General features: G+C 70.2%; 11 protein-coding genes. 7 read left to right on the forward strand and 4 right to left on the reverse strand.

The window, feature by feature from the left end; translation table 11 throughout:
- The first annotated feature begins 42 nt into the window (after positions 1-42).
- The 7 genes from rsmI (at position 43) to ACIP6N_RS15575 (ending at position 7,874) form a co-directional block, all read left to right on the forward strand.
- Positions 43-960 (forward strand): 16S rRNA (cytidine(1402)-2'-O)-methyltransferase, encoded by a 918-nt coding sequence (rsmI, locus tag ACIP6N_RS15545; protein WP_401815902.1) that lies wholly within the window; start codon positions 43-45, stop codon positions 958-960.
- Between the two features lie 139 nt (positions 961-1,099).
- Positions 1,100-1,531: a hypothetical protein gene (locus tag ACIP6N_RS15550; protein WP_401815904.1), complete on the forward strand. Its 432-nt coding sequence runs from the start codon at positions 1,100-1,102 to the stop codon at positions 1,529-1,531.
- 154 nt (positions 1,532-1,685) lie between these two features.
- The gene (locus ACIP6N_RS15555; protein ID WP_401815906.1) at positions 1,686-2,576 is read left to right on the forward strand and encodes a TatD family hydrolase; all 891 of its coding nucleotides are present in this window, start codon (positions 1,686-1,688) and stop codon (positions 2,574-2,576) included.
- 561 nt (positions 2,577-3,137) lie between these two features.
- The gene (locus tag ACIP6N_RS15560) at positions 3,138-4,796 is read left to right on the forward strand and encodes a ubiquitin-like domain-containing protein (RefSeq protein ID WP_401816224.1); all 1,659 of its coding nucleotides are present in this window, start codon (positions 3,138-3,140) and stop codon (positions 4,794-4,796) included.
- Entirely contained in the window at positions 4,793-5,662 is an 870-nt protein-coding gene (gene rsmA, locus ACIP6N_RS15565) for a 16S rRNA (adenine(1518)-N(6)/adenine(1519)-N(6))-dimethyltransferase RsmA (RefSeq protein WP_401815908.1), read from the forward strand. Before ACIP6N_RS15560 ends, rsmA begins: the two co-directional genes overlap by 4 nt.
- Positions 5,659-6,627: a 4-(cytidine 5'-diphospho)-2-C-methyl-D-erythritol kinase gene (locus tag ACIP6N_RS15570; RefSeq protein WP_401815910.1), complete on the forward strand. Its 969-nt coding sequence runs from the start codon at positions 5,659-5,661 to the stop codon at positions 6,625-6,627. Before rsmA ends, ACIP6N_RS15570 begins: the two co-directional genes overlap by 4 nt.
- Positions 6,628-6,938: 311 nt before the next feature.
- Positions 6,939-7,874 (forward strand): hypothetical protein, encoded by a 936-nt coding sequence (locus tag ACIP6N_RS15575; RefSeq protein ID WP_401815912.1) that lies wholly within the window; start codon positions 6,939-6,941, stop codon positions 7,872-7,874.
- 658 nt (positions 7,875-8,532) lie between these two features.
- Here ACIP6N_RS15575 and ACIP6N_RS15580 read toward each other — a convergent pair.
- From ACIP6N_RS15580 to ACIP6N_RS15595, 4 genes are all read right to left on the reverse strand, one after another.
- Positions 8,533-9,678, reverse strand: a complete 1,146-nt coding sequence (locus ACIP6N_RS15580) for a methyltransferase type 11 (protein WP_401815914.1) — start codon at positions 9,676-9,678, stop codon at positions 8,533-8,535.
- Between the two features lie 18 nt (positions 9,679-9,696).
- On the reverse strand, positions 9,697-9,993 hold the full coding sequence (locus tag ACIP6N_RS15585) for an SPASM domain-containing protein (RefSeq protein WP_401815916.1): 297 nt from the start codon (positions 9,991-9,993) through the stop codon (positions 9,697-9,699).
- Positions 9,981-10,559: a radical SAM protein gene (locus ACIP6N_RS15590; RefSeq protein WP_401815918.1), complete on the reverse strand. Its 579-nt coding sequence runs from the start codon at positions 10,557-10,559 to the stop codon at positions 9,981-9,983. Before ACIP6N_RS15590 ends, ACIP6N_RS15585 begins: the two co-directional genes overlap by 13 nt.
- 336 nt (positions 10,560-10,895) lie before the next feature.
- Positions 10,896-11,162, reverse strand: coding sequence for a hypothetical protein (locus tag ACIP6N_RS15595; protein ID WP_401815920.1), 267 nt, complete (start codon positions 11,160-11,162; stop codon positions 10,896-10,898).
- Positions 11,163-11,424 lie beyond the last annotated feature (262 nt).

Below are 11,424 nucleotides of genomic sequence, written 5' to 3' on the forward strand. Positions count from 1 at the left end.
AAGGAACGCCGCTGTGTGGGAGGTGCGTGCGGCCCTGCGAGGATGGCGGATGTGAACGGAACGCCGGTAGACCACGGAACACCCGCAGGAACGCTCGTCCTCGCCGGAACCCCCATCGGCGACCTCACGGACGCGCCACCGCGGCTCGCCGCCGAGCTGGAGAACGCCGACGTGGTGGCCGCGGAGGACACCCGGCGGCTGCGCAGGCTCACCCAGGCGCTGGGTGTGCAGACGCGTGGCCGTGTCGTGTCGTACTTCGAGGGCAACGAGACCGCGAGAACGCCCGAGCTGGTCGAAGCGCTGCTCGGGGGCGCGCGCGTGCTGCTGGTCACGGACGCCGGGATGCCGTCCGTCTCCGACCCCGGCTACCGGCTGGTCGCGGCGGCGGTCGAGCGGGAGATCAAGGTCACGGCCGTGCCGGGCCCTTCCGCCGTGCTGACCGCGCTGGCGCTGTCCGGGCTGCCTGTCGACCGCTTCTGCTTCGAGGGCTTCCTGCCGCGCAAGGCGGGCGAGCGGCTGACCCGGCTGCGGGAGTCGGAGGGGGAGCGGCGCACGCTCGTCTTCTTCGAGGCACCGCACCGCCTGGACGACACGCTCGCCGCGATGGCCGAGGTCTTCGGCGCGGACCGCAGGGCCGCCGTCTGCCGCGAGCTGACCAAGACGTACGAGGAGATCAAGCGCGGCGGCCTCGGCGAACTGGCCGTCTGGGCGGCCGAGGGCGTACGCGGCGAGATCACGATCGTCGTCGAGGGCGCGCCCGAGAAGAGCGGCGAGGACCTCGACCCGGCGGAGCTGGTGCGCAGGGTGCAGGTGCGGGAGGAGGCGGGGGAGCGCAGGAAGGAGGCGATCGCGGCCGTGGCCACGGAATCGGGTCTGCCCAAACGCGCGGTGTTCGATGCGGTCGTAGCGGCAAAAAACGCGGCGCGCGCACAGCCCCCGAACGGTAAAGCGTCCGAGTAAAATGCAAAGGACAGACCGGCGTTGAACCGGCTGCCACGGCCTTTGGATATGAGAAGGCCAAGAGCGAACCATTAATCGACAGGAGCTGATGCACTCCCGCCGGAAAAGGCGTCCACTGGAGCGGTGGAGAGGAGTTGGCATGAGTGAGATAACGGGCACCGCCGTCGCCCACGAGGCATATGCCTTTGCGTGTATGCGCTGCGGGCACGGCTGGGAGCAGGCCTACGACATAGAGCACCACGTCGACGGCACAGGCCATAATTTCGTTGTGTACAAGTCTGAGGGGGCGCGGGTCCCTTCCCCGCTCTCCAGCCCGTCCTGCGCCAACTGCGGCGGGCATGTGGTGCGCATCATGCAGTCCGGGCAGGTGTCGTCGGTCCGGGCGCTGATGCTGGAGCAGAACCACCCGGCCAATACCAAGGGCGCCGGGGGCACGAAGGGCGCCGAGGGTGACACGGGGACGCTGCCTGACGGGACCGTGGCGGATACGCCGGCCGCGGGGGCGCCCGGCGAGCCGGTCCACCACTGGCACCTCGCCGATCTCCTGCACCCCTTCCACCACCGCCGGTAGGCCGGCGCGATCGCTGCCGCGGGCCGGCGCGGCCACCGCCGGTGGCCGGCGTAATCGGCGCCGGTAACGGTCCCGACTCATGGGCGCGGTCCTCAAAGGTACGGTCCACGCGGGTATGAGCCCGCGTACACCGCGCCCTCGTAGGATCGCGCCCATGAGTTCGAGTACGAAGAGTTCGAGTACGAAACAAGCCGCCCCGCCGCTGCCCGAGCCCCTGCGGGTGCCGGTCGCCGATTCGCACACCCACCTCGACATGCAGTCCGACGCGGTCGAGGACGGTCTCGCCAAGGCCGCCTCCGTCGGTGTGACGACTGTGGTGCAGGTGGGATGTGACCTCGCGGGATCCCGCTGGGCGGCCGACACCGCCGCCGCGTACGAGAACGTGCACGCGGCGGTCGCCCTGCACCCCAACGAGGCCCCGCGCATCGTCCTCGGTGATCCGGACGGCTGGTCGCGGCAGGACGCGCGCGAGGCGGGCGGCGACAAGGCGCTGGACGACGCGCTGGCCGAGATCGACCGGCTGGCCGCCCTCCCGCAGGTACGGGCCGTGGGCGAGACCGGGCTCGACTACTTCAGGACAGGTCCCGAGGGGATGGCGGCGCAGGAGCGTTCGTTCCGCGCGCATATCGAGATCGCCAAAAGGCACAATAAGACGCTCGTCATCCACGATCGCGAAGCGCACGCGGATGTGCTGCGTATCCTCGCCGAGGAAGGCGCACCTGAACAGACGGTGTTCCACTGTTATTCCGGTGACGCGGAAATGGCTGAGATGTGTGCTGCGGCGGGCTATTTCATGTCTTTTGCAGGCAATGTCACATTCAAAAACGCTCAGCCGTTGCGTGACGCGCTCACAGTAGCGCCATTGGGGCTCGTTCTCGTGGAAACGGACGCGCCCTTTCTCACTCCGGCGCCTTACCGCGGACGGCCCAATGCGCCCTATCTGATTCCGGTCACGCTGCGTGCCATGGCGGACGTGCGGGGGATCGGGGAGGACGCCATGGCCGAGGCGATTTCGAGCAATACGGCACAGGCGTTCGGTTACTGAGAGATCGCGGAAACGGCGTTTTCGCTGCGGTGGCGCAGGGTAGCGTCGCGACACTGCGTGGTCGGTCGGCTTTGGAGAGTTACACAAGCTCCGCTACTGTCCCGGCTCGCAGCGCTTTCGCGGCGCCGTCGCAGCGAGCCGGACCGGATCTTGTGGAGCGTCGTGAGCCATTCGCAGGGCAGTCACCGAGCGGCACGTGGCGGGCGCCACAGCGCCAGGACCGCCGAGCCTCCGCCGTACGAACCGTCACCGTACGAACCGCCACCGGCGCCGTACGTACCACCGCCTGTACCACCCCCGTACGCGTCTTCCGCGTACGATCCGTACGCCGCCCGGGAGGCGTACGCGCCCCCGCCGTACGAGCCTCCTGTGTACGAGCCTCCGCCGTACAGACCCCCGCTGTACGAGCCGCAGGAGCAGTACGAAGCGCACGAGCCGTACCAGCCGCACCAGCCGCACCAGCCGCACCAGCCGGATCAGCCGCACCAGCCGGATCAGCCGGATCAGCCGTACGGGGGCCATGGGCCTTACGCGGCGCAGGAGGCCTTCGCGCCGCAGGAGATGTACGCGGCCCGAGAGGCGTACGCGGCCACGGAGACGTACGCGCCGCACGAGGCGTACGTCGCGCCCGCGCACGTACCGCCCCCGTACGTACCACCGGCGTACGCGGCGCAGCCGTACGAGCCGTTCGGGCCGCCGCAGCCGTACGAGCCCTACGAGCCGCAGTCGCCGGAGTCGTACGAGCCGCAGTCGTCACAGTCGTTCGGGCCGCCGCAGCCGTACGAGCCCTACGAGCAGCAGCCGCCCCAGCCGTACGAGCCGCCCTCGCCGTACGGACAGTACGGTCCTCCCTACGACCCGCCCTCGTCGCCCCACGGCGCATACGGACCGCCCGAGCCCTTCCCCCGGCCCGCCTACGCGTCCTCGGAGCCCTCGTACGACCCCGCCACCCTCATTACCCCGTACGCCCCGCCCTTCTCTCAACCGTCTCAACAGTCCCCCCAGCCCCAACCGCCGCTTCTGCCCCGCCAGCATGGCGCCCGCAGCGCGCGCGGCGGCCAGGGTGAGCGCCGTGCGAGCCCCCGGCGCATTCCCCGCCGTCGCAGATCCTCCAGACCGGCCCCGTCCCCGGACGTGCTGCGCAAGCTCCTCCCGCAGGCGCTCGTCGTCGCGTTCCTCGCCGGTGGCACCTCCGCGTTCGTCGCCAGCGACAAGGCCATCAAGCTGAGCGTCGACGGCGTCCCGCGCACCATGCACACCTTCGCCGACGGCGTGGACGACCTGCTGGAGGAGCAAGGGCTCGCGGTCGGCGCGCACGACATCGTCGCCCCCGCGCCCGGCGCCGGACTCGCCAGCGGCGACGAGGTCATCGTCCGCCACGGCCGGCCCGTCCTCCTCACCCTCGACGGTCAGCAGCGCCGGCTGTGGACGACGGCCGACACCGTCGACGGCGCACTCCGGCAGCTCGGAGTGCGCGCGGAGGGCGCGTTCCTGTCCGTCTCGCGCTCCTCCGCGATCGGCCGTACCGGCCTCGCCCTGCACGTACGTACGGAACGGTCCGTGACGTTCATGGCCGACGGACGCGAACACACCATCCGTACGAACGCCGCGACCGTCGGCCAGGCGCTCACCGAGGCCGGGATCGAGCTGCGCGGGCAGGACACCACTTCCGTACCGGCGGGCAGCTTCCCGCGCGACGGCCAGACCGTCACCGTCATGCGCATCACCGGCAGCCAGGAGGTGCGCGAGGAGGTCATCCCGTACGACACGGTCAAGACGTCCGACGCCTCCCTATTCAAGGGCACCGAGATCGTCGCCCAGCAGGGCGCGCACGGCACCAGACGTGTCACGTACGCGCTGCGCACCGTCAACGGCGTCAAGCAGAAGCCGCGCAGACTCCGCCAGGAGACGGTGCGCCTGCCGGTCACCGAGCGGATCAGGGTCGGTACGAAAGCGCGGCCGACCTCCGTCGCCGGTGCCGACGGGCTGAACTGGAGCGCGCTGGCCGCCTGCGAGTCCGGCGGCAGGGCCGGAGCCGTCGACGCGTCGGGGAATTTCGGCGGTCTGTACCAGTTCGACACCCGGACCTGGCACGCACTCGGCGGCACCGGCCGCCCGCAGGACGCCTCACCGTCCGAGCAGACCTTCCGCGCGAAGATGCTCTACGTGCGACGGGGGGCGAGTCCGTGGCCGCACTGCGGCCGTAGGCTTACCGGGTGAGCACCACTGAGCCCGACGCCCTGCTGGGCCCCGCCGACATCCGCGAACTGGCCGCAGCGCTGGGCGTACGCCCGACCAAACAGCGCGGGCAGAACTTCGTGATCGACGCCAACACCGTCCGCAGGATCGTCCGCACCGCGCAGGTGCGCCCGGACGACGTCGTCGTGGAGATCGGCCCCGGGCTCGGTTCACTGACGCTGGCGCTGCTGGAGGTGGCCGCGCATGTGACGGCCGTCGAGATCGACGACACCCTGGCCGCCGCGCTGCCCGCGACGATCGAGGCGCGCATGCCCTCGCGCGCCGGTCGCTTCTCGCTGGTGCACTCGGACGCCATGCGCGTCGAGGAGCTGCCGGGTCCGGCGCCCACCGCGCTGGTCGCGAACCTCCCGTACAACGTGGCCGTGCCCGTCCTGCTGCACATGCTCGAACACTTCCCGACCATCGAGCGCACGCTGATCATGGTGCAGGCCGAGGTCGCGGACCGGCTGGCGGCGACTCCCGGCAACAAGGTGTACGGAGTGCCGTCCGTGAAGGCCAACTGGTACGCGGACGTCAAGCGTGCCGGTTCGATCGGCCGTACGGTCTTCTGGCCCGCGCCCAACGTCGACTCGGGCCTCGTCTCCCTGACGCGCCGCAGCGAGCCGCTGAAGACGACGGCCACCCGGCTTGAGGTCTTCGCGGTCGTGGACGCGGCCTTCGCGCAGCGCCGCAAGACCCTGCGCGCGGCCCTCGCGGGCTGGGCGGGCTCCGCGCCCGCCGCCGAGGCGGCGCTCGTCGCGGCCGGGGTCTCGCCGCAGGCGCGGGGCGAATCACTGACAGTCGAAGAGTTCGCGCGGATCGCGGAGTCGAAGGGAGCGGGCGCGTGAGCGAGACGGTACGGGCAGCGGTGGAGGCCGAGGTTCGGAACGGGGCTCAGGCCGTGGTGCGGGTGCGCGTACCGGCCAAGGTCAATGTGCAGCTGTCGGTGGGCGCGGCCCGTCCCGACGGCTTCCACGACCTGGCCAACGTCTTCCTGGCCGTCGGCCTCTACGACGAGATCACCGTGACCCCCGCCGACGCCCTGCGCGTCACCTGCGCGGGCCGGGACGCGGAGCAGGTCCCGCTCGACCACACCAACCTCGCGGCCCGCGCGGCCCTCGCCCTGGCGGAGCGCCACGGCATCGACCCGCACGTCCACATCCACATCGACAAGGACATCCCGGTCGCGGGCGGTATGGCGGGCGGCAGCGCGGACGGCGCGGGTGCTCTGCTGGCCTGCGACACGCTCTGGGAGTTGAACTCTTCGCAGGAAGAACTCCTCACCATCTGCGCGGAGTTGGGCAGCGACGTGCCGTTCAGCCTGCTGGGCGGCGCGGCGCTCGGTATCGGCCGCGGCGAGCAACTGACGCCGCTGGACGTGGACGGCGCGTTCCACTGGGTGTTCGCGGTCGCCGACGGCGGTCTCTCCACCCCGGCGGTGTTCCGCGAGTTCGACCGCCTGACCGAAGGATCGTTCATCCCCGCACCGGTCGCGGACCCCGCGCTGCTGCACGCGCTCAGCGCGGGCGACGCGGTCGCGCTGGCGGGCGCGTTGACCAACGACCTCCAGCCGGCGGCCCTTTCGCTGCGCCCGACGCTGGCGGCCACCCTCGACGCGGGCGTCGAGGCGGGCGCGCTGGCGGCGCTGGTCTCGGGCTCGGGCCCGACGACGGCGTTCCTGACGAAGGACCCGGAGACGGCTGACCGCGTGGCGGAAGCCCTCCTGGCGTCAGGCACCTGCCGTACGGCGCGGATGGCGTCGGCCCCGGCGGCGGGCGCGGTGGTCGTACGCGAGGATCACGACGCGGCCTGAGGGCTGGGCTGTTGCCGGGCCGGGTGTCGGTGTCGCACGGGAACAGGTGTGCGTCCTTACGGCTTCACCGGTACCTGGCCGGCCGGGATCCGGTGGCCCACGAACTCCCTGAAGACACACGGGGAGAGAACTGATCCTGCCCTCCCGCCCCTCCCCGGACCAGGCATCACCCGCACGGGTGAAGCGGTTGCGGCGGGCGGTTGTGGGCGGTTACGTTCGCGTCGAAACAACTCCACACAAACAGACGGCCCCCGGCCGGGACTGGCATCCCGACCGAAGGCCTGACCAATCAGGAAGACCAAACCTTCCCCATGGCTGAGCCGAATTCTATCGCGCCCGCATGCCCGCCCGCCGGTACTCCGACCGCTGGTGTGCTCCACGTCCGCACCCGTCTCACCGCGCACTTCACCGTGCTCGCCAACGCGCTGGCGCAACGGCGCGGAAGCGCGGTCACGGTCGGCGTCGCGACGTACATCCTCTCGCTGCCGGACGGCGCTCCGGTGTCGATCGCCGCGCTGTGCGAGCACTTCACCGAGGGCGAGATCCTGATCTCCCGCGCACTGCGCGAGCTGGAGTCCGCCGGATACCTGGAGCGCCGCCGCGAACGAGGACCGGGCGGCCGGGTGCACACGCGTACGTTCGCCTACGACGTGCCGGGACAAGGCGAGTTACGCACGCCGGGACGGCCGCGACCGTCACGACCGCAGTCAACGCCCGCTCCGGCGCAGGAGGTTGCTCGCGCGCGACCTCCGGAGCCGGAGCCGGACGAACCGGCCGCAGTGCCTGAGGCTCACGAGGCCCCCGAACAGCAGGCTCCCGACCACCAACCCGCCGATCACCAACTCCCTGACCCGCAGGCCGTCGTGATCCTCGCATCGCTGCGGATCGCCGACCCCCGGCTGGTGCTGTCCCGGCGCGAGGTCGACCAACTGGCCCCGGGGGTCACCTCCTGGCTGACCCAGGGCATGAGCCCGGAGCAGATCACCGAGTCCCTGACCGCCCGCCTCCCGGACCGTTTCCGGTCCCGACCGGCGCGCATCCTCGGCTACCGCTTGGCCGAACCTCCCGTAGCCCTGCCGCCCGCCTTCGTCCCGGTCCCGGCCCCCGCGCCGGAACTCTTCCCGTGGCAGACGTGCGAAGGCGGCTGCGAACGCGCCTTCCGAGCCCCGGAACCAGGCCGCTGCCGCGACTGCCCGCCCGAACACGAGCCTGCCCACCGGCCGATGGAACTGGCCGCAACCGGCTGAGTTCACCACGGCACGAACCACAGCTCCTGACGGCCTTCGCGACCCACTGGGCGGCGGACCTGTGGCGGTTGGCACCGCGTCGGCTGGTGGTGCGCTCTTGAAGGCGGGTGGCTGTCGGCTGGCAAGGCGGGCGATCCCCCTCGGCGGGAGTGGGCCACCGGACTCTGGGGGCTGTGCATACCTGATACTGACCGTGGAGGATGGCGAGGCAGGGGATGGTTCCGTTTTGGGTTGCATGTCCGATTCGGTGAAAGTTATCGAAACCGGTGGGTATCCCTCGTAGACTCCCAGGTCAGAGAGTCTGCTCCCCGCGCACGCGGGGATGGCCCCTTCGAAGTCAGGCCCTGCAATGTGGACTGCACCTGCTCCCCGCGCACGCGGGGATGGCCCCGGCTGGGCCTTGACCAGCACATCACGCAGTACCTGCTCCCCGCGCACGCGGGGATGGTCCTGGGATCTCGGCACGGGGTGGTCGGGCGGGTCGTCGGAGCGGAGTATTTGCGCCAGCGTTTCGAGGGCGGGCAGGCGCCGAACAGCAGTGCACTGCAACATGGGTGGTCCTCGGCGTGCATTTCTTCGCGAAAAGCCCCGTCCGTCTGTCACGGGAGTAACAGACGGACGGGGCGAGGCCAGACGGTTATCCCGTCCGCCGTGCCGGTTACGGCGCGCCCATGGACGCGCGCCATTGTCCACGGGACAGGTGAACGACTCCGTCCGATGCGATGCGCACGTGGGCGCCGAGCAGTGGCAGCGAGCCTTCCGCGTTGAGTCGGTTCCGAATGCGTTCCAACGCGTCCCACAGCCGTTGAGGGCCGTGCTGGTGGACGGTCGGCCGATCGGTCCACTCGGCGGACGCGCGTGCCCATGATCCGTCCGGGTGGACCATGTAGGCGGCCCTTGTCCGGCCGCGCTGTTCGTAGGCGAGGTCCACGCCTGGTGTCGTGACTTCCAACATGGAGCGCAGTTCCCATGCGTTCGCCACGTCAACTACGGGATACCGGCCCGTACTGATCTCATCTCCTTCCGCGTTACGCGCCACGGTGAACAGCTTGGTAAGGACGGGCGGGTAGTCGTCTCCGGACCGGGTGAGCATGAACCCGGCGGTGTCGCGTTCAATTTGTCCGATCAGGTCTCCCGCCGGGCTCTTCCATCCGGTGACGATTAGAGAGGTACGGCCGAGCGTTGTGGCGAGCCTTCCGCCCTCGCGGAGTGCGCCGAGCACAGGCCGCAGACCCGGGCCCGGTGGCATTCCGACCGTGGTGACGATCCGGTCGTAAGTGCCGGGGACGTGTTCTGTCGCGTCCGCCGTGACCATCTTGGGGCGGTAGTTCATACCGGCGAGACGTTCCCCGGCGGCACTGACCAAGTACGGGTCCACGTCCAGGCTTGTCACGCGCACGTCGCCAACGCGGTAGCACGCGTACGCGGTGAGCCCGCCGGCTCCGGTGCCCAAGCCCAGGACCGACAGCCCCGGTCCGAGCCGTGCGTGTCGCAGCATCCGGACCACCAGACTTGGCAGCGTCGCGGAAGACGTGGGCAGCCCTTCAGGCCGGTCGTCCGGGCCCGCCTGGTCGGCGTGGAGACCGCCCACACGGGTGACCAACGACCGGTCCGCGTAAGCGGCTTCCGCCCACGCTTCGGGGTTGCTTGCGCCGTCACGGAGTACCCATGCGCCCGCGTCATCCACGTCCCACCAGCGCGGGACGAGTTGATGCCGTGCCACGCTCGCCACGGGGGCGCGCCATCGTGAATCAGGGTCGGTTACCCGGCCTGCGAGCCGGTTTGCAGCAGTAGTCCAGTCCATGCCGGGAGCCTGCCATTCCTAGTACGCGGGGTCACAGGCCGTCTTGCTCGCGGGGTCGCAATCGCTCGAATCGTTAGGGGTGCACGCGTTGCGCGGCTCCGGGATGCTGGCCGAGAGCGAGGACCAGGCCGCGCCGCCGAGGAGATCGGCGAGCCGGGTTTCCCGTACGTTGCCCGCCGGGAAGTCGCGCGAGAGCACGCAGCCGGCGAGGTCCCCGTTCGGGAGTACGGCCGCCCGTCCCCGTGTGCACCGACCGCACATCTCGTCCAGCGTGGATTTCGTGCCGGGCAGCGCTGCCCTGCCTACGGCGCGCATCGGTCGGTGTTGATGTGCCGTACGCCCATGGATTCCAGCTCGGCGCGTGCTTCGGCGACGCGCTGCCCCGGCAGGATGTCCACGATTCCGGCGCGGACGGTGATTCCGCGGTTGACCGCTTCGCGGATGTTGCAGCGCGTCCGCGTGTAACTCCCCTTCCGCTGAGTGATCCTGTCGTGCTCGGCGGGGTCGTCGCTGTAGTAGCTCGTTCCGAGGGTCACGCCGTCCCGGGTGAACAGGTCCCACCAGTCGTCGTGCACCTTGTACAGGTTGCTGTACACCTCGACGTGCAGCCCGAGGGACAGGGCCAGTTCGGCGAACTCTCGCCAGTGCGGGTGAACGGTGGGCTCGCCACCGATGAGCTGGACGGTACGGATGCCGAGTGCGGCAGCGTCGGTGATGACCGTGCGCCAGTCGGCGGGGGCCATTTCGCCGTGCGTCGCCTGCGGGCTGGACTCCGACAGGCAGTGTGTGCACGACAGTTGGCACTTTCCGGTGATCTCCAGTTCCAGGCTCGCTATCCCGGCGGCGGGCTCACGAGTAGGCACTTCAATCAGTACAGACATTTTGATCCTCACGTTCCGTTTGATGGTGTGGTGGTGGAACGGGTAGGGGACGGCAGCCTGAGCATCTGCCGTCCCCCTTTCCCGGCGCGAGACCACCGCCGGGAAGCCTGAGGGGTGGCGCCGCCGCTCACCAGCAGCGCCACCCCGTCCGCACTCCTGTCCGGTGTTTGACAGGTGTACGGGCGGGACGTTGGGAGCCGCACGCTCCCGCCGTCCCCGAACCGCGCGCCCGGTACGGGGTCGGCGCGCGGGGGTCGTACCGACCCTGCTGAACATTCCGGGCGACAAGCTGGGGAGGGAGCCGCCAGGATGCCCAGCAGGGTCGGGGCTGAATAGCTACGTCGGTGCACCGAGAAGGTCACCGCGCAGCAGACGGACCGCAATCGTGCCGTGGTGGGTGATGCAGGTGAACCACTGTGTGTTGTCGTCGAACAGGAACAGCACGGCAGGGACACCGCACACCCAGCACCATTTGGTGTCCGGGGCCGCGAGATAGGACACCCACTCTTTGGGTATCGGCAGGTTGGCCGGCGCCTGCTTCCGGGCCGCGCACGCCGGTTCGCGCAGACACTCGGCGGTGTCGGCACACTCGGGATCACGCACGCAGAGTCTGGTGTCTATCACTGACTACCTCCCACACGTTTCTGACGCCTCGCGGCCTGTATGGCCGCCCGCACGCGCTCCATGGTTGGACTGTGCGACCTGTCGTCCGCCGGCTGTGGCTGTGGCTTCGGCTCGGCGTCGGGACAGTTCGGGTCTCCGCAGGTGCACGGCGGGAACTTCAACGGGTTGTCGGTCATGACCTCGCCGTCCTGTCCGTTGACCGGCGGTGCGGGTGCTGGGCGATGGTGAGGCCGCACTCCCG

The organism is Streptomyces sp. NPDC088725 (assembly GCF_044751305.1).
Classification (GTDB): Bacteria; Actinomycetota; Actinomycetes; order Streptomycetales; family Streptomycetaceae; genus Streptomyces.

Coding starts and splice junctions, on each gene's coding strand:
- ACIP6N_RS15585 (WP_401815916.1), bottom strand. CDS start 9,993: ATGCGCGCCGTAGGCAGGGCAGCGCTGCCCGGCACGAAATCCACGCTG.
- rsmI (WP_401815902.1), top strand. CDS start 43: ATGGCGGATGTGAACGGAACGCCGGTAGACCACGGAACACCCGCAGGA.
- ACIP6N_RS15580 (WP_401815914.1), bottom strand. CDS start 9,678: ATGGACTGGACTACTGCTGCAAACCGGCTCGCAGGCCGGGTAACCGAC.
- ACIP6N_RS15560 (WP_401816224.1), top strand. CDS start 3,138: ATGTACGCGGCCCGAGAGGCGTACGCGGCCACGGAGACGTACGCGCCG.
- ACIP6N_RS15555 (WP_401815906.1), top strand. CDS start 1,686: ATGAGTTCGAGTACGAAGAGTTCGAGTACGAAACAAGCCGCCCCGCCG.
- ACIP6N_RS15575 (WP_401815912.1), top strand. CDS start 6,939: ATGGCTGAGCCGAATTCTATCGCGCCCGCATGCCCGCCCGCCGGTACT.
- ACIP6N_RS15590 (WP_401815918.1), bottom strand. CDS start 10,559: ATGTCTGTACTGATTGAAGTGCCTACTCGTGAGCCCGCCGCCGGGATA.
- ACIP6N_RS15550 (WP_401815904.1), top strand. CDS start 1,100: ATGAGTGAGATAACGGGCACCGCCGTCGCCCACGAGGCATATGCCTTT.